At 67.4% G+C, this 26854-nt stretch carries 31 protein-coding genes; 14 read left to right on the top strand and 17 right to left on the bottom strand.

Annotated elements, in window-relative coordinates:
* Window positions 1–29 precede the first annotated feature (29 nt).
* Window positions 30–1331, bottom strand: a complete 1302-nt coding sequence (locus tag ACQKLX_RS19675) for a polyhydroxyalkanoate depolymerase (RefSeq protein WP_427363250.1) — start codon at window positions 1329–1331, stop codon at window positions 30–32.
* Window positions 1332–1514: 183 nt separating this feature from the next.
* On the opposite strand from ACQKLX_RS19675, the gene ACQKLX_RS19670 reads away from it, so the two are divergent.
* The 3 genes from ACQKLX_RS19670 to ACQKLX_RS19660 all read left to right on the top strand — a co-directional run bounded on the left by ACQKLX_RS19670 (window position 1515) and on the right by ACQKLX_RS19660 (window position 3925).
* Window positions 1515–2864 carry an ActS/PrrB/RegB family redox-sensitive histidine kinase gene (locus ACQKLX_RS19670; protein WP_427363353.1) on the top strand — a complete coding sequence of 450 codons (1350 nt, stop codon included), beginning with the start codon at window positions 1515–1517 and terminating at the stop codon, window positions 2862–2864.
* A gap of 78 nt (window positions 2865–2942) precedes the next feature.
* Window positions 2943–3518 (top strand): ActR/PrrA/RegA family redox response regulator transcription factor, encoded by a 576-nt coding sequence (locus tag ACQKLX_RS19665; RefSeq protein ID WP_427363352.1) that lies wholly within the window; start codon window positions 2943–2945, stop codon window positions 3516–3518.
* Window positions 3515–3925, top strand: a complete 411-nt coding sequence (locus tag ACQKLX_RS19660) for a group III truncated hemoglobin (protein WP_427363249.1) — start codon at window positions 3515–3517, stop codon at window positions 3923–3925. Before ACQKLX_RS19665 ends, ACQKLX_RS19660 begins: the two co-directional genes overlap by 4 nt.
* On the opposite strand, the gene mmcB is transcribed toward ACQKLX_RS19660, so the two are convergent.
* On the bottom strand, window positions 3922–4392 hold the full coding sequence (mmcB, locus tag ACQKLX_RS19655; RefSeq protein WP_427363248.1) for a DNA repair putative endonuclease MmcB: 471 nt from the start codon (window positions 4390–4392) through the stop codon (window positions 3922–3924). The genes ACQKLX_RS19660 and mmcB overlap by 4 nt on opposite strands.
* 71 nt (window positions 4393–4463) lie before the next feature.
* Between mmcB and ACQKLX_RS19650 the strand changes: the two genes are divergently transcribed.
* Together ACQKLX_RS19650 and ACQKLX_RS19645 are read left to right on the top strand one after the other, a co-directional pair.
* Window positions 4464–5480 carry an MraY family glycosyltransferase gene (locus ACQKLX_RS19650; protein ID WP_427363247.1) on the top strand — a complete coding sequence of 339 codons (1017 nt, stop codon included), beginning with the start codon at window positions 4464–4466 and terminating at the stop codon, window positions 5478–5480.
* Window positions 5477–6409 (top strand): NAD-dependent epimerase/dehydratase family protein, encoded by a 933-nt coding sequence (locus ACQKLX_RS19645; protein ID WP_427363246.1) that lies wholly within the window; start codon window positions 5477–5479, stop codon window positions 6407–6409. The genes ACQKLX_RS19650 and ACQKLX_RS19645 overlap by 4 nt, the downstream gene beginning before the upstream one ends.
* Here the strand turns inward: ACQKLX_RS19645 and ACQKLX_RS19640 are convergent.
* From ACQKLX_RS19640 to ACQKLX_RS19630, 3 genes are all read right to left on the bottom strand, one after another.
* Entirely contained in the window at window positions 6330–8297 is a 1968-nt protein-coding gene (locus ACQKLX_RS19640; protein WP_427363245.1) for an SDR family NAD(P)-dependent oxidoreductase, read from the bottom strand. The two genes, ACQKLX_RS19645 and ACQKLX_RS19640, sit on opposite strands and share 80 nt — an antisense overlap.
* Before the next feature lie 57 nt (window positions 8298–8354).
* Window positions 8355–8951 (bottom strand): TetR/AcrR family transcriptional regulator, encoded by a 597-nt coding sequence (locus ACQKLX_RS19635; RefSeq protein ID WP_427363244.1) that lies wholly within the window; start codon window positions 8949–8951, stop codon window positions 8355–8357.
* Between the two features lie 154 nt (window positions 8952–9105).
* Window positions 9106–10584 (bottom strand): cobyric acid synthase, encoded by a 1479-nt coding sequence (locus ACQKLX_RS19630; RefSeq protein ID WP_427363243.1) that lies wholly within the window; start codon window positions 10582–10584, stop codon window positions 9106–9108.
* 248 nt (window positions 10585–10832) lie between these two features.
* On the opposite strand from ACQKLX_RS19630, the gene ACQKLX_RS19625 reads away from it, so the two are divergent.
* A complete protein-coding gene (locus tag ACQKLX_RS19625; RefSeq protein ID WP_427363242.1) occupies window positions 10833–11984 on the top strand; it encodes an aminotransferase in 1152 nt (383 codons plus the stop codon).
* On the opposite strand, the gene ACQKLX_RS19620 is transcribed toward ACQKLX_RS19625, so the two are convergent.
* From ACQKLX_RS19620 to hisF, 7 genes are all read right to left on the bottom strand, one after another.
* Window positions 11985–13373, bottom strand: a complete 1389-nt coding sequence (locus ACQKLX_RS19620) for a tetratricopeptide repeat protein (protein WP_427363241.1) — start codon at window positions 13371–13373, stop codon at window positions 11985–11987.
* Between the two features lie 142 nt (window positions 13374–13515).
* Complete coding sequence (locus ACQKLX_RS19615) at window positions 13516–13866, bottom strand: RidA family protein (RefSeq protein ID WP_092159827.1); 351 nt, start codon at window positions 13864–13866, stop codon at window positions 13516–13518.
* A 61-nt stretch (window positions 13867–13927) separates the two neighbouring features.
* A complete protein-coding gene (locus ACQKLX_RS19610; protein ID WP_427363240.1) occupies window positions 13928–14377 on the bottom strand; it encodes a YqaA family protein in 450 nt (149 codons plus the stop codon).
* A complete protein-coding gene (locus ACQKLX_RS19605; RefSeq protein WP_427363239.1) occupies window positions 14377–14904 on the bottom strand; it encodes a DUF1697 domain-containing protein in 528 nt (175 codons plus the stop codon). The genes ACQKLX_RS19610 and ACQKLX_RS19605 overlap by 1 nt, the downstream gene beginning before the upstream one ends.
* A 182-nt stretch (window positions 14905–15086) precedes the next feature.
* On the bottom strand, window positions 15087–16061 hold the full coding sequence (gene coaA / locus ACQKLX_RS19600) for a type I pantothenate kinase (RefSeq protein WP_427363238.1): 975 nt from the start codon (window positions 16059–16061) through the stop codon (window positions 15087–15089).
* 74 nt (window positions 16062–16135) lie between these two features.
* Window positions 16136–16456, bottom strand: coding sequence for a phosphoribosyl-ATP diphosphatase (locus tag ACQKLX_RS19595; protein WP_427363237.1), 321 nt, complete (start codon window positions 16454–16456; stop codon window positions 16136–16138).
* 5 nt (window positions 16457–16461) lie between these two features.
* Entirely contained in the window at window positions 16462–17226 is a 765-nt protein-coding gene (gene hisF / locus ACQKLX_RS19590; RefSeq protein ID WP_427363236.1) for an imidazole glycerol phosphate synthase subunit HisF, read from the bottom strand.
* A 194-nt stretch (window positions 17227–17420) separates the two neighbouring features.
* On the opposite strand from hisF, the gene ACQKLX_RS19585 reads away from it, so the two are divergent.
* Window positions 17421–18203: a transporter substrate-binding domain-containing protein gene (locus ACQKLX_RS19585; RefSeq protein ID WP_427363235.1), complete on the top strand. Its 783-nt coding sequence runs from the start codon at window positions 17421–17423 to the stop codon at window positions 18201–18203.
* A gap of 223 nt (window positions 18204–18426) precedes the next feature.
* On the top strand, window positions 18427–19137 hold the full coding sequence (locus tag ACQKLX_RS19580) for a carbonic anhydrase (RefSeq protein WP_427363234.1): 711 nt from the start codon (window positions 18427–18429) through the stop codon (window positions 19135–19137).
* Between the two features lie 31 nt (window positions 19138–19168).
* Here the strand turns inward: ACQKLX_RS19580 and hisA are convergent, their stop codons facing one another.
* The 5 genes from hisA to ACQKLX_RS19555 are packed head-to-tail and all read right to left on the bottom strand — an operon-like array spanning window position 19169 to window position 22137.
* Complete coding sequence (hisA, locus tag ACQKLX_RS19575) at window positions 19169–19906, bottom strand: 1-(5-phosphoribosyl)-5-[(5-phosphoribosylamino)methylideneamino]imidazole-4-carboxamide isomerase (RefSeq protein WP_427363233.1); 738 nt, start codon at window positions 19904–19906, stop codon at window positions 19169–19171.
* Window positions 19894–20550, bottom strand: coding sequence for an imidazole glycerol phosphate synthase subunit HisH (gene hisH / locus ACQKLX_RS19570; protein WP_427363232.1), 657 nt, complete (start codon window positions 20548–20550; stop codon window positions 19894–19896). Before hisH ends, hisA begins: the two co-directional genes overlap by 13 nt.
* Complete coding sequence (locus tag ACQKLX_RS19565; RefSeq protein ID WP_427363231.1) at window positions 20547–21032, bottom strand: DUF2628 domain-containing protein; 486 nt, start codon at window positions 21030–21032, stop codon at window positions 20547–20549. Before ACQKLX_RS19565 ends, hisH begins: the two co-directional genes overlap by 4 nt.
* Before the next feature lie 12 nt (window positions 21033–21044).
* Complete coding sequence (gene hisB, locus ACQKLX_RS19560; RefSeq protein ID WP_427363230.1) at window positions 21045–21632, bottom strand: imidazoleglycerol-phosphate dehydratase HisB; 588 nt, start codon at window positions 21630–21632, stop codon at window positions 21045–21047.
* 58 nt (window positions 21633–21690) lie between these two features.
* Complete coding sequence (locus ACQKLX_RS19555) at window positions 21691–22137, bottom strand: hypothetical protein (RefSeq protein WP_427363229.1); 447 nt, start codon at window positions 22135–22137, stop codon at window positions 21691–21693.
* A gap of 41 nt (window positions 22138–22178) precedes the next feature.
* On the opposite strand from ACQKLX_RS19555, the gene hslV reads away from it, so the two are divergent.
* From hslV to murJ, 6 genes are all read left to right on the top strand, one after another.
* Window positions 22179–22748 carry an ATP-dependent protease subunit HslV gene (gene hslV / locus ACQKLX_RS19550; protein WP_175506889.1) on the top strand — a complete coding sequence of 190 codons (570 nt, stop codon included), beginning with the start codon at window positions 22179–22181 and terminating at the stop codon, window positions 22746–22748.
* Window positions 22745–23245: a GNAT family N-acetyltransferase gene (locus tag ACQKLX_RS19545; protein ID WP_427363228.1), complete on the top strand. Its 501-nt coding sequence runs from the start codon at window positions 22745–22747 to the stop codon at window positions 23243–23245. The genes hslV and ACQKLX_RS19545 overlap by 4 nt, the downstream gene beginning before the upstream one ends.
* The gene (hslU, locus tag ACQKLX_RS19540; protein ID WP_427363227.1) at window positions 23245–24552 is read left to right on the top strand and encodes an ATP-dependent protease ATPase subunit HslU; all 1308 of its coding nucleotides are present in this window, start codon (window positions 23245–23247) and stop codon (window positions 24550–24552) included. Before ACQKLX_RS19545 ends, hslU begins: the two co-directional genes overlap by 1 nt.
* Before the next feature lie 65 nt (window positions 24553–24617).
* On the top strand, window positions 24618–24872 hold the full coding sequence (locus ACQKLX_RS19535) for a ribbon-helix-helix domain-containing protein (RefSeq protein ID WP_427363226.1): 255 nt from the start codon (window positions 24618–24620) through the stop codon (window positions 24870–24872).
* Between the two features lie 6 nt (window positions 24873–24878).
* Window positions 24879–25193, top strand: a complete 315-nt coding sequence (locus tag ACQKLX_RS19530) for a type II toxin-antitoxin system RelE/ParE family toxin (RefSeq protein WP_427363225.1) — start codon at window positions 24879–24881, stop codon at window positions 25191–25193.
* Window positions 25190–26806 carry a murein biosynthesis integral membrane protein MurJ gene (gene murJ, locus ACQKLX_RS19525; RefSeq protein ID WP_427363224.1) on the top strand — a complete coding sequence of 539 codons (1617 nt, stop codon included), beginning with the start codon at window positions 25190–25192 and terminating at the stop codon, window positions 26804–26806. Before ACQKLX_RS19530 ends, murJ begins: the two co-directional genes overlap by 4 nt.
* The last annotated feature ends 48 nt before the right edge of the window (window positions 26807–26854 follow it).

The following is a 26854-nucleotide window of genomic DNA, read 5'->3' as shown; positions in this document are numbered from 1 at the left end:
AGCGACAGCGGAAGGGGGCTGAGCTTAACTCAGCCCGCGACTTTCAGTGCCTTGCGCGCCGTCTCGGCGGTGTCGTTGCGGCGTTCCTTCGCTGCCTTCATGTCGAGGGAGAGCATGAAGTCAGCGATGCGCGGCGCGATTTCCGAGCGGAAGCGCGAGCCGTTGAAGACGCCGTAATGGCCGACGCCCTTCTGCAGGTACTCGACCCGCATGTCGGCGGGAATATTGACGCACAGGTCGTGCGCCGCCTTGGTCTGGCCGACGCCGGAGATGTCGTCGTTCTCACCCTCGACCGTCATCAGCGCGACGCCGCGGATCGCCTTGAGGTCGACCGGCTTGCCGCGATGCATCATCTCGCCCTTGGGCAAAGCGTGCTTGACGAAGACGGTGTCGACCGTCTGCAGGTAGAACTCGGCGGTCAGGTCCATGACCGCGAGATACTCGTCATAGAAGTCGCGGTGCTTCTCGGCCGAATCGCCGTCGCCCTCGATGAGGTGCTTGTACATGTCGTAATGCGCGGTGAGATGGCGATCGAAGTTCATCGCCATGAAGCCCGACAGCTGCATGAAGCCGGGATAGACCTCGCGGAAGGCGCCGAGATGCGGGAACGGCACGCGGGTGATGCAGTTGCGGCGGAACCAGTCGGTGCCGCGCTCCATGGCGAGCTGGTTGACCGCGGTCGGCGAGCGGCGGGTGTCGATCGGCCCGCCCATCAGCGTCATCGAGCGCGGCGAAGCGGGATCGCCTTCGGCCTCCATGCGCGCGATCGCGGCGAGCACCGGCACGGAAGGCTGGCAGACGGCCATGACATGGGTATCGGGGCCGAGCTTCTGCAGCATGGCGATGACGTAATCGATATAGTCGTCGAGGTCGAAGCTGCCTGCCGCGAGCGGCACCAGGCGGGCATCGATCCAGTCGGTGATGTAGACCTCGTGATCGGGCAGGAGGGTGTCGACCGTACCGCGCAGCAGCGTGGCATAGTGGCCGGACATCGGCGCGACCAGCAGAACCTTGGGCTGCGGCTTGCGGCGACCTTCGATCTGGCGGTCGAAATAGATCAGGTTGCAGAAGGGGCGCTGCCAGACAACCCGCTCCTCGACCGCGACCTTGATGCCGTTCATCGTGGTGGTGTCGAGACCGAAGGCCGGCTTGCCGTAACGGCGCGTGGTGCGCTCGAACAATTCGCAGGAAGCAGCGATCGTACGGCCGAACGGGGTGTAGGTCAGCGGGTTCGCCGGATTCTTGAAGGCGAGCTGCATGGCGTCGGACATGGCCCGCGCCGGGCTGACCATCATATGAACCGCCTCATAGGCGTGGTAGGCGAACGACATGGCGGCCCTTTCGCTCTTTCGCAGCGCCGCATTCACGGTGCAGCGCAACAAGGGGATGCAGCCTAAGTAGAATTTGTTCTGATTCAATCGTCCAAAGGGCTAAGATTTCCTTGTGATGCCGATTAGCCACAGTTTCATCCTTCCCGGCCGCGTCAGGCATTGCGAAGATTGCGCGCCGTGACGATCACCGACCTCGTTCCATCCGCCCCGGGCGGCACGCCGCGCCATTTGCGGCTCGATACGCTGGTGCGCCTGCGCTGGCTGGCGATCGCCGGCCAGAGCATCGCCGTCGCCGGCGTGCATTTCGGACTCGGCTTCTCGCTGCCCTTCGGCTGGTGCTTCCTCGCCATCGCCGTCTCGGCCTGGCTCAACATCGCCCTGCGCATCCGCTTCCCGCTGAGCCACCGGCTGGGCCAGGGCGCGGCGACCGCACTGCTCGGCTTCGACATCCTCCAGCTCGCGGCCCTGCTCTATCTCACCGGGGGCCTGCAGAACCCATTCGCGATCCTGTTCCTGGCGCCGGTGATGATCTCGGCGACGGCGCTGCCGCCGCGCCATACGCTGGCGCTGGGCCTGCTCGCCGCCGGGCTCGCGACGCTACTCACCGTCCTGCATTGGCCCTTGCCCTGGGCCGGGACAGGGCGGCCGGTGCTGCCGCCGCAATACCAGCTCGGCAACTGGATCGCCCTTCTGCTCGGCCTCGGCTTTACCGGCATCTATGCCTGGCGCGTCGCCAAGGAGGCGCGCGACCTGTCGGAGGCTCTGGCCGCGACCGAGCTGGTGCTGGCGCGCGAGCAGCATCTCTCGCAGCTCGACGGCCTCGCCGCCGCGGCCGCGCATGAGCTCGGCACCCCGCTCGCGACGATCGCGCTGGTCGCCCGCGAGCTCTCGCGCCTCGCCCCGGCCGAAGGCGAGATGGCAGAGGACATCACCTTGCTGCGCGAACAGGTCCAGCGCTGCCGCGGCATCCTCGGCAAGCTCACCTCGCTCCAGGATGACGATGCCGGGCCGCTCGACCAGCTCTCGCTCAGCCTGCTCATCGAGGAAGCGGCCGGGCCGCAGCGGCCCTTCGGCGTGCCCTTCGAGATCGCGCTGATCGGCGACAAGCCGGAGCCGGTCTGCCGGCGCAATCCCGGCATGAATTACGGTCTCGGCAACATCGTCGACAACGCTGTCGATTTCGCCCGCTCCAAGGTGACGATCACCGCATTGTGGACGGAAGCCACCGTCATCCTGACCATTGCCGATGACGGGCCGGGCTTCACGCCCGAGGTGCTGATGCGGGCAGGCGACCCTTATCTCTCGCGCTCGCACGCCAAGGAATCGCGCGCCGGCGGCGGCCTCGGGCTCGGCCTGTTCATCGCCAAGACGCTGCTGGAGCGCAGCGGCGCGACGCTGGAATTCTCCAATCTGCCGCTGCCCGCGACTGGCGCCAGCATCCGCATCACCTGGCTGCGCGCGGTCTTCGAACGCGACGATCGGCCCGCCGGACCTTCAAACTCGGAGCTTTTGGCCCCATATGCGACAGAATGAGGCGTTGCGGCGTTTCAGCGCGTCGCGCAATCGATAGAACGGATAGTGAGCCGGGCAGCTGAAGCCAGGCAGGAGATGATGGCGATGGACACGGCGCCTACGACAGGCCTAGTCACCGACAATGCTGGCAGGGACATGTCGCTCCTGCTCGTCGACGACGACAAGCCGTTCCTGAACCGCCTCGCCCGCGCCATGGAGGGCCGCGGCTATTTGGTGCGAACGGCCGAATCCGTCGAGGCCGGGCTCGCTGCGGTCGAGGAGGCGGCACCGGCCTATGCGGTCATCGATCTGCGCCTCGGCGACGGCAACGGGCTCGACGTGATCGCCCGCCTCAAGGAGAAACGGCCGGACGCACGCGGCGTCGTCCTGACCGGCTATGGCAATATCGCGACCGCGGTCAGCGCGGTGAAGCTCGGCGCCTACGATTTCCTGGCCAAGCCGGCCGATGCCGACGAGATCCATTCGGCGCTCGCCGCCGGACCGAACGCCCGCCCGGTGCCGCCGGAGAACCCGATGTCGGCGGACCGCGTCCGGTGGGAGCATATCCAGCGTGTCTATGAACTGTGCAGCCGCAATGTCTCGGAGACGGCACGCCGGCTCGGCATGCACCGGCGCACACTGCAGCGCATCCTCGCCAAACGCGCGCCCCGATGAGCGAAAGGCCGCTCCCTGAGCGGATCACGGAAGAGCTGATCGCCGAGCTGGTCGACACCTTCTACGGCCGCGTGCGCCAGGACCCGCTGATCGGGCCGATCTTCATCGACAAGCTCGGCGACGATTGGGACGCTCATCTCGCCAAGCTGCGCGACTTCTGGTCGTCGGTGACGCTGATGAGCGGGCGCTATCGCGGCAAGCCGCACCAGATCCATATGCCGCTCCCGCTCGAGATGCAGCATTTCGAGCGCTGGCTCGTGCTGTTCGAAGAGACCGTCACCGAGCTCTGCACCGGCCCGGCCCGGTTCCTGTTCGTCGACCGCGCCCATCGCATCGCCGACAGCCTGCAGATCAGCCTGAACATCGGCCCGAAGGCGCTCGTCCTGCCTGAGCGGGCGGCGCGTTAGAGCTCGGGATCCTCCAGCAGCGCCAGACGCCCGGCCGCCAGTCTGGCGAAGGCGATGGTCAGCATCTTCCGGCGCGCCGGCGCCAGCGGGTGGCGCGGCGGCTCGCGCAGCAATTCGCCGCCGAAGGCGTCGGCGACGATCAGGCCGACATCCTCGGGCAGGATCTCCCGCGGGAATTCCGGAGCGACCGCAAAGAGGAAGCCGTCGCAATAATCGCGGTAATCCGGCCATTTGCCGTCGACGCGGTAGTCCTCGATCCCGGACTTGACCTCGACGACCAGCAATTCGCCCGAGGGCGAGAGCGCGACGATGTCGCCGCGCCTTCCATTGGCGAAGGTCATCTCCTTGACGATGGCGTAGCCGCGCTCGCGCAAATGGCGCGAGGCGCCGCGGCAGACGGCACGGGTGATGTCCGGCCGGGCAGGCGGCGGATTGAGGACGGAATCGGCGACGGCCATGCTCGTCATGTTCTTCTTTTGTGCTCGCCGATGCAAGAGCCACTTGCGAAGAGGCCCGGCACGGCTATGGTCCGCCCGCCTTGGAACGCTTCGCCCCCCTCCTGCTGATCGCCCTCGCCGCCGGCCTCGCCTTCGTGCTGTGCCTGGCCCTGCGGCCCCTGATGATGCGCTATGCGCTGGCGCGGCCGAATGCGCGCTCCAGCCATCGCATCCCGACACCGCAGGGCGGCGGCATCGCCGTGCTCGCCGGCGCCTTCCTAGCGCTGGGGCTGGCGCTGATCCTTGTTCCCGTGGATGCGGGCGCCCGGCAAGGCCTCGTCCTGGTCATGACCGCGTCCGCCCTGCTGGCTGTGGTCGGCGCCTGGGACGATATCTGGCCGCTCTCGCCGGCCCTGCGCCTGCCGCTGCAATTCCTCTGCGTCGGCATCGTCGTGTTCTACGCCGCGCCGGATATGCGCCTGCTGCCGGAGGTGCTGCCGCTCTGGACCGAGCGTAGTCTCGCTTTGATCGCCGGCGTCTGGTTCGTCAATCTCGTCAACTTCATGGACGGAATCGACTGGATCACGCTGGCCGGGCTGGTGCCACTGGCCGGGGCGATCGCACTCGCCGGCAGCTTTGGCATTGTCGATCCCGCCACCGGCCTGCTCGGCGCGGCGCTGCTCGGCGGACTGCTCGGCTTCGCACCGTTCAACAAGCCGGTGGCGCGCATCTTCCTCGGCGATGTCGGATCGCTGCCGCTCGGCCTCATCGGCGCCTATCTGCTCTATCGTTTCGCCGGGACCGGCGCGCTGACCGCGGCGCTGATCCTGCCGCTCTACCACGTCATGGATTCCACGATCACGCTCTTCCGCCGCCTGGCGCGTGGCGAAAAAGTCTGGCAGGCGCATCGCTCGCATTTTTATCAGCAGGCGACCGATAACGGCTTCAAGGTCATCGAGATCGTCACTGAAGTCGCCCTGCTTAATCTTGGCCTGATCGCACTCGCAGCGCTCAGCATCGGCCGGCCGGCCTGGGTTCAGTTCGCCTGCCTGCTGGCTGCGCTGGCGCTGACTGGCGCCCTGCTCCGCCGCTTCTCGCGCAAGCGAGCCGGGTTGTGAGCGGCGAGCGCGTCCTGCTCACCGGCGCGAGCGGCTTTGTCGGCCGGCACCTGCAGCACGACCTCGCCGCGCGCGGCTATCGCGTGCGGACGGCAGGCCGCGGCTCGGCGCCAGCCATCCCCGGCGCCGAGCACGCTGCGATCGGCGATCTCGGCGCGCCGATCGACTGGCGGCCGCTGCTCGATGGCGTCGATCACGTTGTCCACAGCGCTGGGCTTGCCCATGCCGACGGTGCCATCCCCGAAGAGCGCTACCGGGCGATCAATACCCAGGCGACGCTGGAATTGGCGCAGGCTGCACAGGCGGCCGGCATCCGGCGCTTCGTCTTCCTGTCCTCGATCCGGGCGCAGAGCGGACCGGTCAGCGACAAGCCGCTCAGCGAGACCGACACGCCGGCGCCGACCGATGCCTATGGCCGTTCCAAGCTCGCGGCCGAACAGGGGCTCGCCGAGCTCGATCTCGACTGGATCGCGCTACGGCCGGTGCTGGTCTATGGACCGGGGGTGAAGGCCAATATGGCGGCGCTCGTGAAGCTGGCGCGGCTATCCGTGCCGCTACCGCTCGGCGGCCTCTCGGCGAAGCGCTCTCTGCTCGCGATCGAGAACCTTGCGGAGGCGGTCGCTTTCGCGCTGACGCAAACCTGCCCGGCGCGGCGCAGCTACATCGTTTCGGACCCCGAGCCCCTGTCGGCCGCGCAGATGCTCGCGGCGATGCGCGCCGGGCTCAGGCGCGGGCCGAGGCTGATCCCTGTTCCGTCCGCCCTGCTGGCGCTCGCGGCACGGCTCGCCGGGCGTGGCAGCGCCTATGAGCGCCTGGCGAAGGGGCTCGTCGCCTCGCCCTCAGCGCTGATCAAAGCTGGCTGGCGGCCGCCTGTGGAGACGAAGGCTGCGCTGGCGCGGCTGGCGGCGCACCGGACTGACGCCGGCTGAAATCGGGGATCGCCGCTTCGAGCACCGCCTCGGCGCCCAGCCTGTCCTGCGCCGCCAGTGCCCGCTCGAGCTCGTCGAGCCAGCCCTGCATCCGGGTGCGGCCGGCGAAGATGGGCTTGGCCGCCATCACGCCGTCGAGCCCGGTCTCGGCCATCGGCTCGTCCTTGGCGAAGAGAATCTCGTTCAGGCGCTCGCCCGGCCTGACGCCGGTGACGGCGATCTCGATGTCGACGCCCGGCTCGTAGCCAGCGAGGCGGATCATCCGCTCGGCGAGATCGATGATCTTCAGCGGCTGGCCCATTTTCAGCACGTAGACGGCGGCGCGGTCCTCCTGCGCCTCGTGCTCGGGGGCGTGCGAGGCCGAGGTCAGCACGAGGTCGCAGGCCTCGCGGATAGTCATGAAGTAGCGGATCATCTCCGGGCTGGTCACGGTGACCGGCCCGCCCCGTTCGATCTGCGCCTTGAACTTCGGCACGACCGAGCCGACCGAGCCGAGCACATTGCCGAAGCGAACTGCGACAAGACGCGTACCGCGATTGCCATTGGCGAACTCGGCGTCGCGCGCCTGGGCGTACATCTCGGCGAAGCGCTTGGTCGCGCCGAGCATCGAGACCGGCTCGATCGCCTTGTCGGTCGAGATCATCACGAAGATGCCGGCACCGGCGGCGATCGCCGCCTCGATGGCGACGACCGAACCGAAGATGTTGGTCTTGATGCCCTCGCCCCAATCCGCCTCGAGATAGGGCACATGCTTCAGCGCCGCGGCATGGATGACGATGTCGGGTGCGAAGGCCTTGAACAGCGGGCCAAGGCGGGCTTCGTCGCGGACGTCGGCGAGCGCGCCGGTGACTCGCATCGGCAGGTCCTGGGCCGCCAGTGCCTCGGTGACGTGGAACAGCGCCGGCTCGGAATTCTCGACCACGAGCAATTCCGCCGCGCCGAACGCGGCGCAGCGCAGGCAGATCTCGGAGCCGATCGAGCCGCCGCCGCCGGTGACGATGACGCGCTTGCCCTTGAGGAAGCCCTCGAGGCGCTCGCGGTCGATCTTGACCGAGGGGCGCACGAGCAGGTCCTCGATCTCCAGCGGCGCCAACTCATTGCCGCGCATGCCCTCGCCGAGCGAATCGAGCCGCGAGATCGGGATGGCGAGCTTGCGCGTCTTCGCCAACCACTTGTCCGGCTCGGCCTCGGGCGACAGGGCGCTCGGTGTCGCGACGATGCGGCGGAACGGCTCGCCGCGCTCGCCGGCATCGGCCGCGATCGTCTCCATCTGCGAAAGCAGGCCGAGCACCGGCACGCCCCGGATCGACTGGCCGAGATCGTCCGGGCGCGGCGTCAGGATGCCGGCCGGGCGCATCTTGCCCATCGCGCCCGATTCCATGGCGCGGATCACCATCTCGATGTCGACGCCGCGGCCGAGCAGCAGGGCCGGCAGGGTCGCCTCGCGCGCCGCCTGGTGCTTGGAGCGGGAGTATTTGAAGTAGCGATAGGCCAGGCGTGGACCGCCGAGCAGCGCGATCTGCACCAGCCAATAGAGGACGATGGTGATCTTGCCGAAGAAGAAATAGCCGTAGAGGTTCGGGGCGACGAGGATGTAGTCGACGACCAGCAGGGTCAGGGTCAGGACCGTGACCGCCCGGACGATGTTCGACAGGTCCGGCAGCGAGGCGAAGCGCCATTTCGAGCGGTAGAGCTGGAAGAACCAGCAGACCACGCCGGCATAGGCGACGAAGAAGGGCAGGATCGTCGGCAATTGCCGCATCCGCTCCTCGAACAGCCAGCCATCGAAGCGCACCGCGAAGACGAAGACGATCGCGAGTGCGGTCATCGCCAGGTCATGGACGACGACGGCGAGTTTCTTGGCGCTCTGTTTGGAGAGGTTCAGCATGCGCGGCGGGGTATCCCGCTCCGACAGCGCCTTGTCAACGCAGACCGGAGCTGCCGGTCAAGCGGCGGAGCGAACGGCGCCCAAACCGGCAAGGATGAAGTCGATCATCTCCTCGACGCTCGGGCCGGGAAGTTCGGCGCATTGGCCGAGCAGAAGCGGATGGCAGAAGCGCAGCATCGCCATCCGCACGCAATGCGTCGCCGTCACCGGATCGCGGGCGCTGAACTCGCCCTCGGCGATGCCATCGGCGACGACGAGGCGCAGAATCGCGTCATAGCGCTCGATATGCCCCCGCACGACATCCCAGCTCTCCTCCATGGCGCAGGCGACCATTTCGTGCAGGCGATGATTGTCGAGATAGCGGGCCGCGTTGATGCGGCAGGTCGCGGCCAGGATGTCGCGCAGGCGCTCGGCGGCCGGGCGCTTCTCCGCGGCGATCGCGGCAACCGTCGCCTCGAGCTCGCTCATCGAGCGCTCGGCGACCGCCTCGTTGATCGCCTTCTTGGAGTCGAAGAAACGATAGACATTCGCCGGGCTCATGCGCAGCGACTTGGCGATGTCGGCGACCGTGGTCTTCTGATAGCCGATCTGGCGGAAGAACCGCTCGGCGACATCGATGATCTCGTGCCTTGTATCGCGCTCTACTGTGCTCATGCCAGAGCAACTTCCCGGTCTGATGACTTGTTCCTATAGGCCGTCTGCGGACGCCATCGTTGAGTATGACGAATTTCGTCAGTCGTCAACAAATTGATCCGCAAAGCTTTATTTGCGCACTCCTGACAGTTTTTCTCCAAGCGACCGGCCGATGTCAGCAACGCGACCGCGCCAGCTCCAGGAGCCGTGCGATGTCGAGATGACGCTCCAGATGCCCGGCCAGCCGGTCGAGCGTCGCCTCGACCGCGGGTTCGTAAGCCTCCCCGATCGCGAGCGGTCCCTCGACGAGATTGGTGAGAATGGCGCGGCGCAGCGGGTCCGAGGTCAGGACGCCATGGAGATAGGTTCCGACGACCCTTCCATCGGCGCTGCGGGCCCCTTCGGGCTGGCCATCGACACGGAAGGGCGCGCGCGCCCTGTCCCGCCCGGCGCTGACGCCGAGATGGATCTCATAGGCATGGCCGGCCATTCCGCTTTCAGGATGCTCGACCGCGACCTCCCTGACGGTCTTGTCCGGCGTGAGCTCGGTCTCGATGTCGAGCAGGCCGAGGCCGGGCGCAGAACCCGCCGGGCCTTCCAGGCCGAGCGGATCGCGCACGCTCTTGCCGAGGATCTGGTAGCCGCCGCAAAGGCCGAGCACATGGCCGCCGCGGCGGCGATGGGCGAGGATGTCGATGTCCCAGCCCTCCTCCCGCAGCTTGGCGAGATCGCGCAGCGTCGTCTTCGAGCCCGGCAGGATCACCAGGGCGGCATCGCCCGGCAGCGGCGTGCCTGGGCCGACGAAGACGAGCTCGATTCCGGGCTCGAGCTTCAGCGGGTCGAGATCGTCGAAATTGGCGATGCCGGGCAGGACCGGGACGGCAACCTTGAGCGCACCGGGGCGGGCAGGCATGTCGCGCGCCAGATCGAGTGCGTCCTCGGCCGGCAGGCGCGCGGCGTCGGCGAACCAGGGCACGACCCCCAGACTCGGCCAGCCCGTCGCCCGTGCGATCGTATCGAGCGCCGGCGTGAACAGGCCGACATCGCCGCGGAAGCGATTGATGGCGAAGCCGCGGATCATCGCGCGATCCTCGGCGTCGAGCACGGCATGGCTGCCGACCAGGCTGGCGATGACGCCGCCACGGTCGATATCGCCGATCAGCACAGCCGGAACGCCGGCCGCCCGGGCGAAGCCGAGATTGGCTATGTCGCGGGCGCGCAGATTGGTCTCGGCCGGCGAGCCCGCCCCCTCGATCAGGATGAGGTCGGCCCCCTCGCTCAGGCGCTCGAAGCTCTCCAGCACCTTGGGCAGGAAATCGCCGCGGCGACTGAAATCGCCGGAAGACAGATGGCCGGCGACGCGGCCCTGCAGGATGATCTGGCTGCCACGCTCGCTCTCGGGCTTGAGCAGCACCGGGTTCATGTCGACGTCAGGCGCGATCCGGGCGGCGCGCGCCTGCAGCGCCTGCGCCCGGCCGATCTCGCCTTGCGCCGTGGCAGCGGCGTTGTTCGACATGTTCTGGGGCTTGAACGGGCGAACCTTCAGCCCGCGGTCGGCGAAGAGGCGACAGAGGCCGGCGACGAGCAGGGACTTGCCGACATTGGAGCCGGTGCCGAGCAGCATCAGCGCGGGGGCTTGGCGGGAGGAGCGCATGGCCCTGCCTAACTCGCTTCCGGCCCCAGAAAAAGCTCACCGATCCACGTCAGCGTCCCACGGTTCCAAAGGGGCGAAGAAACCGTGGAAGTGCTGGCGTGAACCGGCTGATCACTAGAGAATACTGACTTCTGACGAATGTCAATATTCATCACTCCGCATAATCTGCCGCTTTTGGGAGACGATGCGCGCAAGCGTTGCGCATGCTATGGGCGGCTTCCCGATCTTACCGATGCAAGCCAGCCGCGATGAATCCGATCTTCTCCGCTCTTCCAACGACGATCTTCGAGACCATGTCGCGGCTCGCGCGCGAGCACCAGGCCATCAATCTCGGCCAAGGCTTTCCCGACGATCCCGGCCCGGAGGACGTCCGGCGCAAGGCAGCGGAGGCGGTGATCAACGGCTGGAACCAGTATCCGCCGATGATGGGGCTGCCGGAACTGCGCCAGGCGACAGCGACGCATTTCCGGCATTGGCAGGGGCTCAAACTCGACCCGGAGTCCGAGGTGATGATCACCTCCGGCGCGACCGAGGCGATCGCCGGCGCGCTGATGGCGATCGTCTCGCCCGGCGACGAGGTCGTGCTGTTCGAGCCGATGTACGACGCCTATCTGCCGCTGGTACGGCGCGCCGGTGGCATTCCCAAATTCGTGACGCTGACCCCGCCGCATTTCGGGCTCAGCGAAGACGCGTTGGCGAAGGCCTTCTCTCCGAAGACCAGGGCGGTGCTGTTCAACAATCCGCTCAACCCGACCGCGACCAATTTCAGCGAGGCCGATCTCGATCTCCTGGCCTCGTTCTGCGTCCGGCACGATGCTGTCGCGATCTGTGACGACGTCTGGGAGCATGTCGTCTTCGACGGGCACCGCCACAAGCCGCTGATGAGCCGGCCCGGCATGCGCGAGCGCACCGTCAAGATCTCCTCGGCGGGCAAGATCTTCTCGCTGACCGGCTGGAAGGTCGGAATGGTAATGGCCGCGCCGGAACTGATGCGCGTGCTGGCCAAGGCGCATCAGTACATCACCTTCACCACGCCGCCGAACCTGCAGGCGGCCGTTGCCTACGGCCTCGGCAAGGACGACGCCTATTTCGAGGGGATGCGGACCGATTTCCAGCGCTCGCGCGACCGCTTCGCCGGCGGCCTCAGCGATCTCGGCTTCAATGTGCTGCCGAGCGCCGGCACCTATTTCCTCAATGTCGACATCGGCCCACTCGGCCAGGGCGACGACGTCGCCTTCTGCCAAAGGCTGGTCGCCGAGCACGGCGTCGCCGCGATCCCGGTCAGCGCCTTCTATGCGGAAGGCGCGGTGCGCAATGTCGTGCGCTTCTGCTTCGCCAAGCACGATGCGACGCTGGACAAGGCTCTGGAAAGGCTCGCCGCGCTGCGCATCCGGGCCTGATCAGCCCTTCCGGAGGGCCTCGACCAGGACCGCGGCGCGCCGCAGCTTCGGCTCGCGCCGCTTGGCCGCGGCCGCGAGACCGAGGCCGCGCAAGGTCTCGATCGCCATGACGAGCTCTGTGGTCGCCTTCTCGGCCTCGGTACGCTCGCGGATACGTTCGGCCAGTTCCAGCCGTGCCTCGGCACGGTTCGCCGCGCTCTCGGCCCAGAGCGAGGGCACGATCTCGCGGCGCCGGACCTCCAGCGCCGCATCGAAAGCGGCGATCGCCTCCTCCAGCACGACGGGCTCGCTGTAATAGCTGGCGAGCCCGACGAGCGCGGCCCCGATCCGGTCATGCACCTCGGCCCATTCGAGCGGAACGCTCGCGCGCGGCCGGTCGTCGAGCACCAGCTTGAAGCAGTTCACCGCGGCTTCGAAGGCGGAGACGCCGCTGGCGCGCTGGCCGAGCGCGACATGCGCCTTGCCGAGCTCCCATTGCAGCCGGCCCCATTCGCGCGGCATGTCGGCTCGCGTCATCCCAGACAATCCGGCGCGGAAGGCAGCGACGCCCTCCTCGAGCAGGCCGGCATCGTCCTCGACCTCGCCAAGACGGGCCAGCGCCTCGCCAAGACGGGTCTGCACCGTCGTCCACAGACGCGGCGCCTTGGCTCGGGTCAGATCCTCCAGGGTGGTGCGGTAGATATCGACGGCCTCACGGAGGAGGCCACCGCCGCCGTCGAAATGCGACAGGCCGGTGAGCGAGCGCGCCAGCCGGAGCTGGGTCTCGGCCCAGGGCACGGTCTGATCGAAATTGTCGAGCTTGCCGAGCATGGCCCGCAACTGGCCGATCGACGCGACGAAAGCCGCCTTGTCGGCGAAGTCGGCGCCGCGCCGGGCCAGCGCATCGGCCTGCATCCAGGCATAGGTGAGCCCGCTGCCAGCTTCAGCCGAATCGGCGATCAGCGCCGCCTCGGCATAGCGCTCGGCGGCGTCACGATAGGCTTGCGGATTGAGGTGCAGCATCGCCACCGCGCCGCGATCGGCGCGGCCGGCGGCGGCGGCGAGCAAACGGTCGCGCGAGAGCGCATCGGGCGCGGCCACGCCATCGAGGTTACGTTGCTCGGCCTGGGCGAGCAGGCGGTCCGCCTCGGCGAGCCGGCCCTCGGCCAGCGCCTGCACCGCCTGCCCTTGCAGGCGGTCGCGCTCGGGATCGCTCCCGGACGGCCTGGCGAGCCGGGTCTGCAGACTGCGGAAATCCCCGGCGCGGCGCGCCAGGTTGCTCTCGATGCGGGTGAAATCAGGCTTGCCGGAGGCTTCGCCCATCGAGGCGAGCACGCCGAGCAGCAGCGCGGGGGGGACGCCCTCGCGCTGCGAGACTCGAGCCAGGATGGTGGCGAGTTCCGGATTCACGTTTCCCGCCGCCCTAGATCACGACGATCTTGGACCGAATAAATCCAAGATCATAAAACGTGATCGATTCTAAGAATTTAGAGCAGGATTCCAGCGAAAAACCGGTTCCCACTTTTCGCATCCTGTTCTCGTGCGAGCGCGATCAGATCGCGGCGATGACCGCGATCTCGACGGTGTATTGCGGACCGGCGAGCTTGGCCTCGACGGTGGCACGGCCCGGCGTGTTGCCGGCCGAGACCCAGCCGTCCCAGACGGCGTTCATCTCGGCGAAGGTCGACATGTCCGAGAGCCAGATATTGACCATCAGCAGCTTCGACTTGTCGGTGCCGGCCTCGGCGAGGAGGCCGTCGATGATCGAGAGGATGTCCTTGGTCTGCTCGCCGACGCTCTTGCCGGCCGCCTTGTCGGCGACCTGACCGGCGAGATAGACCGTGTTGCCATGCACGACGGCCTTCGACATGCGCGGGCCGGGGGCGATGCGCTTGATGCTCATGATCTGGTCTCCATCAGAAGGGGCCTCGCTGGTAGCCCGAGACCGGAATCCGCGCAAATGCTTATGCAGCAGCGGCCCAGCCCGCCCAGAGCAGGGCATAGCGTGCCGCCTTGCCGATGAACACCAGCAGAATGAAGCGTGCGAGCGGATAGTTCAGGGATCCCGCCACGAAGGTCAGCGGGTCGCCGCCGATCGGCAGCCAGGCGAAGAGCAGCGAAGGCCAGCCGAAACGGGCGAACCAGCCCTGCGCCCTGGCGAAACGGGCGGGATCGGGCCGCAGCCGCGCCGGCAGCCGCTCGATGCCGCCTTTCGCGATCAGGCGGCCGAGCCACCAGTTGACGACCGAACCCGCCGTATTGGCGAGCGAGGCGACGATGAAGAGCACGGTCGGATCGACCGATTTTGCCGCCAGCAGGCCGACGAAGACGGCCTCCGACTGCGCCGGCAACAGCGTCGCGGCGACGAAGGCCGCGCCGGCCATCAGTCCGAGGGAGGCAAGATCGGGCGGCATCAGTCCAGCATCGCGGCGAGCGCCTTGACGGTGTTGGCGTTGCGCAATGTGCCGATGCCGAGTTTCTTCGTCGTCAGATGCGAGAGCAGCTTCGCCTCGCTCGGCTTGCCGCCGAAGTCGATCCAGAGGTCGCCGTCAGCGAGCGCAAGCGCAGTGCCGGGCGCGGCGATCCCGCGCAGCATGGACAGGGCGCCGGGCTCCAACGGCTTTCTCATGACGCGGATGCCGATATCGGCGCCGTTCCCTTCAGGGAAGGGATTTTGGGCGGCGAGCCGCCGCCAGCCCTCGGCGGTGCGCAGGATGATGTCGACATGCTTGCCGAAACGAGAGCTGAAAGCCGCTTCCAACCGGCTCTCGACCACGGCGAGGGGCGCGTCATCGGCATCGAAGATCAGGTTGCCGGTGGCGACCCAGGTGCGGGAATCGCGAAAGCCTAGCTCCGTCGCCATGGCCTTCAGGTCCGCCATCACCACGCGCTTGCCGGGGCCCAGCACGATCGAGTGCAGGAGGGCGACATAGATCGTCATTAAGGTCCCGGGTCCGCGCTAGCGCATCCGGATTTTACTCGGACCCGCGCCTTCATCCTGGACAAGCGGCGTAGCCGCGCAGCTCCGGGATCCATCGTAAGGCTCCGGAACGCTACGATGGATCCCGGGCCGAGCTTCGCTCGCCCAGGATGACGGTGGTGGTTCGGTGGGAACCCAACACTCTACAACCGCCGCAGCGAGACCTGCTGGATGCGGTGGCTGGCGCCCTTGGTCAGGATCAGGCTGGCGCGCTGGCGGGTCGGCACGATGTTCTCGCGCAGGTTCGGCAGGTTGATGCCGGTCCAGAGCTTCTCGGCGATCGAGAGCGCCTCCTCCTCGCCGATCTCGGCGTATTTGCGGAAGAAGGAGCGCGGATCGCGGAAGGCGGTCTGGCGCAGCGTCATGAAGCGATTGACGTACCAGCGGTGCAGGTCGTTCTCGTCGGCGTCGAGATAGACCGAGAAGTCGAAGAAATCCGAGACGAAGGGAATGATCGTGCCGTCCCTGGGCAGGCGGCTCGCCTGCAGCACGTTAAGCCCTTCAAGGATCAGGATGTCCGGCCGCTCGACCGTGACCTGCTCACCGGGAACGACGTCGTAGACCAGGTGCGAATAGACGGGAGCACTGACGGCGCGCTTGCCGGCCTTCACATCCGAGAGGAAGCGCAAGATCGCGGCGCTGTCGTAGCTTTCCGGAAAACCCTTGCGCTGCATCAGGCCGCGGCGCTCGAGCTCGGCATTGGGCAGGAGGAAGCCGTCAGTGGTGACGAGCTCGACCTTGGGCGTGTTCGGCCAGCGCGAGAGCAGCGCCTTCAGCACGCGCGCCGTGGTCGACTTGCCGACAGCGACCGAGCCGGCGACGCCGATGACATAGGGGACCTTGACCTCGGCCTCGGCCATCAGGAAGCGCTGCGTCGCCTTGAACAGCCCCTGCGTTGCGGCGACATAGAGCGAGAGCAGGCGCGAGAGCGGCAGATAGATCGCGACGATCTCGTCGAGAGAGATCGGGTCGTTGATCGATTGCAGCTTGGTGAGGTCGTCGACCGAAAGCGTCAGCGGCGCATCGGCGCGCAGATGCGCCCACTCGTCACGCGTGAAGCTACGATAGGGCGAGACCAGATCGGGGGCGGATGGCGCCGCGAGCGGACGCTGGTCCATGATGCCCCCCGTATTCCACGCTTCGAGGTTCAACGCGACTGCCTCGACTTTCACACCTTGGGCACGACCATGCCCTAACGGGGCCGCGCCGCCTTTTCGGCCAGGCCGGAGCGCGCGGTACGGGCCTCAAGCTGGCTCAAGACGTCCCGCAATGCAACATCGCGGGCCTTGAGCACGACCAAAAGATGATAGAGCAGATCGGCGCTCTCGGCGATCAGCTCGTCGCGATCGCCCTTCACGGCGGCGATCACGGCCTCGACAGCCTCTTCGCCGAATTTCTTGGCGGCGCGCTCGGGACCAGCCGCGAGGAGCTTCGCCGTCCAGGATTCATCCGGCGAGGCGCTGGCGCGCTCGGCGACGATGCGTTCGAGATCGGCGAGGGTGAAGGCAGTCATCTCAGTCAATCCAGCCGCATCGCCAGGCCGGCGGCGGCCATGTGCGCCTTGGCCTGCGGGATGCTGTAGGTGCCGAAATGGAAGATCGAGGCGGCGAGCACGGCCGAGGCATGGCCGTCGCGCACGCCGGCAACGAGGTCATCGAGGTCGCCGACGCCGCCCGAGGCGATCACCGGCACCGAAACCGCGTCGGCGATGCGCCGGGTCAGGCCGATATCGTAGCCCGACTTGGTGCCGTCACGGTCCATCGAGGTCACCAGCAATTCGCCGGCGCCGAGCGAGACGACCTCGCGGGCGAAATCGATCGCGTCGAGCCCGGTGGCGTTGCGCCCGCCATGGGTGAAGATCTCCCAGCGGCCGGGCGTGACCTGCTTGGCATCGATGGCGACGACGATGCACTGGTCGCCGAATTTTTCCGCCGCTTCCCTGACGAAGGGGCGATTGGTCACGGCCGCGGTGTTGATCGCGACCTTGTCGGCGCCGGCCAGCAGCAAAGCGCGGATGTCCTCGACCTTGCGCACGCCGCCGCCGACGGTCAGCGGCATGAAGCAGGCCTCGGCCGTGCGGGTGACGACGTCGAGCAAGGTGCCGCGCGCCTCGTGGCTCGCGGTGATGTCGAGGAAGCAGAGCTCGTCGGCCCCGGCCGCGTCATAAGCCTTGGCCGCCTCGACGGGATCGCCGGCATCGACGAGATCGACGAATTTCACGCCCTTGACGACACGGCCGTCCTTGACGTCGAGGCAGGGGATGATGCGGGTCTTCAGGGTCATCGGCGCAAGTCTTGAGAGCGGCCCGGGCCGCAAGGCGGCGCAACCTAGAGCATGTTCCCACAAAGTGGAAATGCAGCGCGCGGTAGGCAAGCAATGCGCGCCAGGCACGGGCGCCCTCGCCCACATGGCGGTTGAACCTGCCCCTGCGGGCTGCTCTCCTTTCGGCAAGGACGAGAGAGGGGACGAGGGCTTCCATGCTGTCGACGACCATGCGCTGCGTATTCGCCGCCTGTGCAAGCTTCATCTCGATCGATGCCGTCCAGGCGCAGGCCCCCGCAAGTGCGCTCGATGCGATCCAGAGCGCCGGTACGCTGCGGATCTGCACCACCGGCGACTACAAACCGTTCACCAACGCCGTCGGCGACGGCTATGAGGGGATCGACATCGAAATGGCGAAGTCGCTCGCCAAGGCGATCGGCGTCGAGCCCAAGTTCGTGCGGACGAAATGGGCCGAGCTGATGGCCGATTTCACCGGCGGCAAATGCGACGTCGCCATGGGCGGCATCGGCGTGACGCTGGAGCGGCAGAAGCGCGTCTTCTATTCGGCTCCGGCACTGCGGACCGGCAAGATCCCGCTGGCGCGCTGCGCCGACAAGGACAAGTTCCAGAGCGTCGCCGACATCGACAAGCCCGGCGTCACCGCAATCGCCAATCCCGGTGGCACCAATGAGCGCTTCGCCAAGAGCAACTTCAAGCAGGCCAAGATCACGCTGCATCCGGACAATGTCGGCATCTTCGACGAGATCCTGGCCGGACGGGCCGACGTGTTCGTCACCGAGGCGATCGAGGCGACCGTGCAGCAGAAGCTCAAGCCGGGCCTGTGCGCGATCAATCCCGACAAGCCGCTGACCTTCATCGAGATCGGCTATCTGCTGCCGCGCGGCGACGTGATCTTCAAGGCCTTCGTCGACCAATGGCTGCACATCGCCAAGGCCACCGGCGAGTACCAGCGCTATTACGAGCAGTATCTCCGCTGAAGCTCGGATCGCGGGAGGTGGAGGCACTTTTGCCGAGTTCTCGAAAGACTGCGAACCGGCCCGTTCACTCGTCGTTTACGCTCGTCTCAGCCGGATCGATCATTGCACGATTTGCACTGTCCCCTGCCGTTGGGGAAGCCTAGCATCGACGCTGCTGACGAAGCCTGCGCCGTGCCGAGCCCGGCTGCGCCGGAGCATGTCCTGCCATGCGAGGATTGCGACGATGTGTGATCATTGTGTCTCGGCCGCCGGCAAGACCGGGCTTTCGCGCCGCGGATTGTTCGCAGCCGGCGCCGGCCTCGCCTTGGCCGGAATGCTGTCCACGCCCCTGCTGGCGCAGTCGGCCACTGTCGGCCCAGATGAGGCGCTGAAGCGGCTGGTCGACGGCAATGCCCGCTATGTCGCGGGCAATCTGAACGAGCGCGACTTTTCAGCCGGGCGGGCGGCACGCGCCGCCTCGCAGGCGCCTTTCGCCTCGATCTTGAGCTGCGCCGATTCGCGCGTCGCGCCGGAGCTCGCTTTCGATCGGGGGCCGGGCGAGCTTTTCGTCACCCGCGTCGCCGGGAATTTCGTCAACGAGGACGTGCTGGCGAGCCTGGAATATGGCGCTCAGGTGCTGGGCTCGCAGTTGATCCTGGTGCTCGGCCACAGCAATTGCGGCGCGGTCTCGGCTACGATCAACGTCGTCAAGGAGCAGACCAAACTGCCAGGGCATCTGCCCTCGCTGATCAGGGCGATCAGGCCGGCCGTGCTCGCAGCGCAGAAAGAAGGGGCGGCCGATCTGCTGAAGGCGGCCACCATCGCCAATGTCAGGCTCAACGTCGCCAAGCTGAAGAAGGCGACGCCGATCCTGTCGCAGCGGATCGCCCAGAAGCAGCTCGCGGTGGTCGGCGGCATCTACGATCTGGCGACCGGCAAGGTCGAGCTGGTCTAGGCGCCTTGAGCCGTGCTGGTAGGCGGCCTTTTCAGGTCGCAGCCAGCCGTGCCAGCGCCGCCGCCGGGTCGATCCGGCCGTCATAAAGGGCCCGACCCGTGATCGCGCCTTCCAGGATCGCGGCATCGGGCGCGCAGAGCCGTTCGATATCGGTCATGGAGGCAAGCCCGCCGGAGGCGATCACCGGGATCGTCAGCGCATGGGCGAGCGCGATCGTGCCGTCCCAGTTGATGCCCTGGAGCATGCCGTCGCGGGCGATGTCGGTGTAGACGATCGCGGCGACGCCGGCATCCTCGAAGCGGCGGCCGAGATCGTCGGCAGCAAGCGCCGAGGTCTCGGCCCAGCCTTCGACGGCGACGAAGCCGTCTCGTGCATCGATGCCCACAGCGACCTTGCCCGGGAACGCCTTGGCCGCCTCGCGGACGAAGCCGGGATCGCGGACCGCCGCCGTGCCGATGATGACGCGGGCGATGCCCTTGGCGAGCCAGCCCTCGACCGTCCCGATGTCGCGGATGCCGCCGCCAAGCTGCACGGGGAAGCGCACGCGCTGCAGGATCGCCTCGACGGCGGCCGCGTTCATCGGCTTGCCGGCAAAGGCGCCGTCGAGATCGACGACGTGCAGCCACTCAAAGCCCTGCGCCTCGAAGGTCGCGGCCTGGGCGGCGGGATCGTCGTTGAAGATCGTCGCCTGGTCCATATCGCCCTGCTTCAGGCGCACGCAGCGGCCTTCCTTCAGGTCGATGGCGGGAAAGAGGATCACGGCGTCCACCTCAAGAAATTGCCGATCAGCTTGAGGCCGAGCTTCTGGCTCTTCTCGGGATGGAACTGCGTGCCGGCGATGTTGTCGCGCGCGACAATCGCGGTGACCGGGCCGCCATAATCGGTCAGCGCCAGCACCTCCTGCGGCTTTGCCGCCGTGAGCGCATAGGAGTGGACGAAATAAGCGTGCCAGCCGGAGGGCCCGGTCTCGATGCCGGCGAGGAGCGGATGCTCGTCCTGAGGGTGCAGCGTGTTCCAGCCCATATGCGGAATCTTCAGGGCATCGTCCTGCGGGCGGATCAGCGCGACGTCGCCGGCGATCCAGCCGAGACCCTCGGTGGTGACGTATTCGAGGCCGCGGCTCGCCATGAGCTGCATGCCGACGCAGATGCCGAGGAAGGGCCGGCCCTTGCCGCGGACGGTTTCTTCCAGCGCCTCGACCATGCCGGAGACGGCATCGAGCCCGCGCCGGCAATCGGCGAAGGCGCCGACGCCGGGAAGCACGATGCGATCGGCGGCACGGACCTCGGCGGGGTCGCTTGTGACGCGGATGGTCGCCGCGATGCCGGCCTCGGTGGCGGCGCGCTCGAAGGCCTTGGCGGCCGAGTGGAGGTTGCCCGAGCCGTAATCGACGATGGTGACGGTCTGGCTCATCGTCCGTTCGCTTCCGGGAAGAGGCCGATCACCGGCGCGGAGCTCGGGGCGAAGCGCGCGGGGGCCGGCGCGGTCTCGACGACGCGCGGCGGCGCGCCGGCCGGCAAAGCCCGCTCGAAGAAGCGGCGCTCGGCGCTGGACAGGTCCGGCGCCTCGACCACGTCGACGAGGCGCCAGCCCTTCCTCTGCAGCTTGCGCGCGATCAGGTTCTGGCCCTCGAAGCCGAGGAAGACCGCAAGGGCGGTGTGCGACAGCATCACCGCGAGAAAGGAGAAGCCAATCTGGCGCTGCAGGTAGACCAGCCCGCCCCAAACGAGCGCATAGAGGATGAAGGCGAGCCAGAGCCGTTTGAACAGCAGCCAGACGCCGCCGAAGACCAGCGCCGAAAAGGTGAAGCTCTCGGGCAGGAGCCGAGCCTGCTCGACCTCCTCGCGCAGGCCGCCGGCGCCCGGCGGCGGGATCAGAGCCTGATAGAACGCCATGGCAGCGATCCCTTACAATGCACCCTTGGTCGAGGGCACGCGGCCGCCCTCGCGCGGATCGACCTCGATCGCCCCGCGCAGCGCGCGCGCCAGCCCCTTGAAACAGCTCTCGGCGATATGATGGGCATTGTCGCCATAGAGCGTCTCGACATGCAGGGTCAGCCCGGCATTGATGGCGAAGGCCTGGAAGAACTCGCGCACCAGCTCGGTATCGAAGCTGCCGATCTTCTGGGTCTTGAATTCAGTCCGGAAGACCAGGAAGGGCCGGCCGGAGACGTCGACCGCGACGCGGGTCAGCGTCTCGTCCATCGGCAGGTGGACGTCGGCATAGCGGCGGATGCCCTTCTTGTCGCCGAGCGCTGCTTTGAGCGCCTCACCGAGCGCGATGCCGGCATCCTCGACCGAGTGGTGGTCGTCGATATGGGTATCGCCCTTCACCTTGACCGTTACGTCGATCAGCGAATGGCGGGCGAAGAGATCGAGCATATGGTCGAAGAAGCCGACTCCGGTCGAAATCTCGGCCTTGCCCGTACCGTCGAGCACGAGCCTGACCGCGATGTCGGTCTCGTTGGTGCGGCGCTTCACTTCGCCCGAACGCATGCTGACCTCTGTAACGCCTGAAAACCGAGCCCGCTTTAGCAGGCGCCGGAGCGGATCGCTATCCCGGCGGCGGACCAAAGCGGCGCAGGAAGGCGCGCGCCCGCGGCAAGGCATCGTGCAGGAACTGGCCGGGCTCGCGCAGCCAGAGGCCGTCATAGGTCTTCGATCTGGCCTCGCTGACCAGGACATCCTGCGGCAGGGGCACCAGCGCCCCGTCCCAGCCCGGCCACCAGAGCCGGCCCTTGGCCCAATGATGCGCGACCAGGGCCTCCTCGCAGCGATACCCGTGGAAATCGAAGGCCGTCTCGCCATTAGTGACGAAAATGTGGTTGCCGGTGAAGCCCTCGGCCGGCCTGATCCAGACAGCGTGAAAACCATGCTCCGGATAGGCCTCCAGGAAGGCATAGGCGAGGATGTGGCAGGCGCCGCAGGCGAAGAAGACCCGCTCGGACAGATTCCAGCGTTTCACCGGATCGCTCTTGATACCGGGCTTCAGCCTGAACATCTTGGCGGTTCCCGTTGACCGTTATCCGAGACCGAATCGCAATGTCAGAGACTAGCAACGCCCCCGTGATGCACGCGACCACCATCCTGATGGTGCGCAAGGGCGGCCGGGTCGTGATCGGCGGCGACGGCCAGGTCTCGCTCGGTCCGACGATCATGAAGGGCAATGCCAAGAAGGTCCGCCGCCTCGCCAAGGGCGCTGTGATCGCGGGCTTCGCCGGCGCGACCGCCGACGCCTTCACCCTGTTCGAGCGGCTCGAAGCCAAGCTGGAGCAGTTCCCGACGCAATTGCTGCGCGCTTGCGTCGAACTCGCCAAGGACTGGCGCACCGATCGCTATCTGCGCCGGCTAGAGGCGATGCTGCTCGTCGCCGACAAGGAGGTCTCGCTGTTGATCTCCGGCACCGGCGACGTGCTCGAGCCGGAGCCCTCCGAGCACGGCTCGGTGATGGCGATCGGCTCCGGCGGCAACTACGCGCTCGCCGCGGCCAGGGCCCTGGTCGATGGCGAGGCCGACGCCGAGGTCATCGTGCGCAAGGCGATGAAGATCGCCGGCGACATCTGCGTCTACACCAACCACAGCCTCGTCATCGAGAGCCTGGAGACCGCATGAATTTCGTCGCCGACGGCTACGCCTTCGCCCCCGCGACGCCCGATGATTTCCCGATGCTGGCGCGCTGGCTCGAACAGGACCATGTCCGGCGCTGGTGGGGCGATCCCGACGAGGAGCTCGCCGAGATCGCGCGCATCTTCGGCGATCCCAGCATGGAGGCGCTGATCGTCAGCCATGACGGGCGGCCCTTCGCCCACCAGCAGAGCTGGGATCCCTCCTTCTGGCCGGATTACCCGCTGCAGGACCAGCCCGCCGGCACGCGCGGCATCGACCAGTTCATCGGCGAGGCCGACATGCTCGGCCAGGGCCATGGCGCCCGCTTCATCGGCGCCTTCACTCGGCACCTTCTGGCGCAGGGCGCGCCGCGGGTGGTGATCGATCCCGATCCGGAGAATCTCGCCGCGATCCGCGCCTATGAAAAAGCGGGCTTCACCGCCCTAGATGTTCGCGAGACCGGCGACGGTCCCGCGCTGATCATGATCCAGGAACCTGTTTGATGACGTCGTTTTCCCCCCGCGAGATCGTCTCCGAGCTCGACCGCTTCATCGTCGGCCAGAAGGACGCCAAGCGCGCCGTCGCGATCGCCTTGCGCAACCGCTGGCGCCGGCAGCAGCTGGAAGGGCCGCTGCGCGAGGAGGTCGCGCCCAAGAACATCCTGATGATCGGGCCGACCGGCTGCGGCAAGACCGAGATCGCGCGCCGCCTCGCCAAGCTGGCGAACGCCCCTTTCCTCAAGGTCGAGGCAACCAAGTTCACCGAGGTCGGCTATGTCGGCCGCGACGTCGAATCGATCGTGCGCGACCTGGTCGAGGTCGCAATCGGCCTCGTCCGCGAGAGCCGGCGCAAGGATGTCGAAGCCAAGGCGCATGTCGCCGCCGAGGAGCGCGTGCTCGACGCCCTGGTCGGCCCGACCGCGAGCGCGACCACGCGCGATTCCTTCCGGCGCAAGCTGCGCAACAACGAGCTCGACGACAAGGAGATCGAGGTCGAGATCGCCTCGGCCGCCTCTGGCGCGCCGATGTTCGAGGTGCCCGGCATGCCCGGCGCCTCGATCGGCGCGATCAACCTCTCCGACATGCTCGGCAAGGCCTTCGGGCAGCGCGGCAAGCCCAAGCGCGTGCTGGTCAAGGAGGCCTACGCACCGCTGCTCGCCGAGGAGAGCGACAAGCTGATCGATCAGGACGCGATCGTCCAGGCGGCGATCCGCGAGGTCGAGAACAACGGCATCGTCTTCCTCGACGAGATCGACAAGATCTGCGCCCGCGAGGGCCGCGGCGGCGCCGATGTCTCGCGCGAAGGCGTGCAGCGCGACCTGCTGCCGCTGATCGAGGGCACCACGGTCGCGACCAAGCACGGGCCGGTGAAGAGCGACCACATCCTGTTCATCGCGTCGGGTGCCTTCCACGTCTCGAAGCCATCGGACCTGTTGCCGGAGCTGCAGGGCCGCCTGCCGATCCGGGTCGAGCTCTCGTCGCTCGACGTCGAGGACTTCAAGCGCATCCTGACCGACACCGAAGCCAGCCTGATCAAGCAGTCGGTGGCGATGTTGGCGACCGAGCAGGTGACGATCGACTTCACGCCGGACGCGGTCGCGGCGATCGCGCGCATCGCGGTCGAGGTCAATTCGACGGTCGAGAACATCGGCGCGCGCCGGCTCCAGACCGTGATCGAGCGCATCCTCGACGAGATCTCGTTCACCGCGACCGATCGCGGCGGCGAGAGCGTGACGATCGACGCGGCTTATGTCGAAGCCCGCATCGGCGACCTCGCCAAGAATGCCGATCTGAGCCGGTTCATTCTGTAGGGCGCGAGACAGCGCGGCTGGCACTTGTCTTCATTCTTGTGCATATTGAAGACAAGGAGTGAGCCATGCCGCGCACGACCACCATGACTGTCCGGATCAGCGGCCCCTTGAGCGACTTCGTCGCCGAGAATGTCGGCCCGGACGGCGACTACGAGAATGTCAGCGAATATGTCCGCGACCTGATCCGTCGCGACAAGGAGCGCACGGAACAGGCGGCTTTCGAACGGCTGAAAGCTGAGTTGCAGCAGGCTTTTGCTGCACCCGATTCCGCCTACAGACCGCTCACCGCCGCCGAGGTAATCGCGCGCAACCAGATCTGACGGCCCATGGCTGCGATCCGCATTCAGGAAGCGGCCTCGCACCGCCTCGACGAGATCTACCGCTATACCCGCGAGCGTTGGGGCGAGGAGCAGGCGCAGCGCTATATCGAGGGGCTGTTCGAGACCTTCGGCCGCATCGCGACGCATGTCGCGGTATCGCGTCCAGTTCCGGCCGAGTTCGGCGTCGATGGCTTCACGGTGCGCTATGAACGCCATGTCATCTATTGGCGCCGCCTGACGAATGGCGACATCGGCATCGTCACGATCCTGCATCAGCGCATGCACCAGATCGACCGCCTGCGCGAGGACCTCGGGCTGTGACCGAGGAGCCGGTCGTGCATGGCAAATCGCCACAGCTAACCTCCCGCCTCGCCCGCGATTCGCTGATCGTCGGCGCAGCGACGATCCTGTCGCGCCTGCTCGGCTTCGCCCGCGACGTGCTGATCGCGCGCCTGCTCGGCGCCGGTCCCGTGGCGGACGCGTTTCTAGCGGCCTTGCGGCTACCGAACCTCGTCCGGCGCGTGCTCGGCGAGGGCGGGCTGAACGCACCCTTCGTGCCACTCTATCTCGCCATCAAGGCCGAGCGCGGTGAGGAGGATGCAAAGCGCTTTGCCGGTGCGGCGGCGAGTCAGCTCGGGCTATTGCTGCTCGGCTTCGTCGTTCTGGCGGAGATCTTCGCGCCCTGGGTCGTGCTCGGTTTGGCCGGCGGCTTCGCCGATGAACCGCAGACGCTGGCGCTCGCCGCCTTCTATATCAGGCTGATGCTGCCTTTTGTGCTGCTGACCACGCTCGCCGCCCTGCTGGCGGCACTGCTCAATGCCGAAGGCCGCTTTACCGTGGCGGCTCTGGCGCCAGCCTTGATGAACGCGATCCTGCTCGCGGCCTTGCTGATTGAGCTGTTCCGCGGCAGCGACAGCCATGCCAGCGCGACCCTGCTCGCTGCCTGCCTCAGCGTGACCGGCCTTGCCCACCTGGCGATGATCCTGTGGCGGCTGCGCGGCATCGGCCTGCCCCGGCCCAGCCTGCGCTGGTCGCCGGACATGACACGACTGGTCCGGACGGGCGGCGCGACCTTGCTCGCCGCCTCCGCCGGGCAGCTCGTCCTCTTGATCTCGACGCAAATCGCCTCGACCGCGCCCGGCTCGGTCTCGGCGCTGTACTATGCCGACCGCGTCTTCCAATTGCCGCTCTCCTTCTTCGGCGTCGCCATGGGCACAGTCGTGCTTTCGGCCATGGCGGGCGAGACATCGCAGGCGGACCACGACGCACTGCTCGGCAGGGCGCTGGCGCTTGGGCTGGCATTGGCGATCCCGGCCGCCACGGCGCTCTACGTGCTGGCCGAGCCGATCGTCTCGGTGCTGTTCGAGAACGGGCAGTTCAACGCCGCCGATCGCGAGCGTACCGCTGCGGCGCTCGCGGCCTTCGCCTGCGGCCTGCCCTTCGCGCTCGCCGCCAAGGTGTTCGGGCAGGTCTATTTCGTGCGCCGCCGGCCGCGCCTGCCGCTGATCGCCGGCTTTGCCGCAGTCGCCGTGGCGGCGCTCGCGGGTTTCTCTCTGCTCGGCTGGCGCGATGCGGCGATGATCGGCGCTCTGGCAGCAAGTCTCGCCTTCATCGCTCAGGCGGGGCTGCTCGGCGGTCATCTGCTGCGGGCTGGCCTGTGGCGGCCGCGCTGGGCCGATGCCAGGACGATGCTGGCCATCATCATGGCCGCCGTGCTCATGGTCGCGGTGCTCGAAGCCACGATCAGGCCGCTCCTCTCGGCGCTGAATCCGGACCAGCCGGCGCTGTGGCGGGCCGGCGCGCTGGCGCTCCTCTGCTGCGCGGGCGCCGCAACCTACGCCATCGCCGGCTTCCTGCTCGGCGCCTTCGACGCGGTTCTGCCGCCGCGGCTCTTGCGCCTTCGCGGCGCTTCCGTCAGAACGCCGCGTTCCTGAGCGGATCGACCCCCGACTCAAGACTTTTTCCGCCCTGACGACGGAGCG

This window comes from Allobosea sp. NPDC003192 (assembly GCF_050275675.1).
Taxonomy (GTDB): domain Bacteria; phylum Pseudomonadota; class Alphaproteobacteria; order Rhizobiales; family Beijerinckiaceae; genus Allobosea.
Note: the sequence above shows the minus strand (reverse complement) of the source record. Positions and strands in the feature narration are given on the sequence as shown.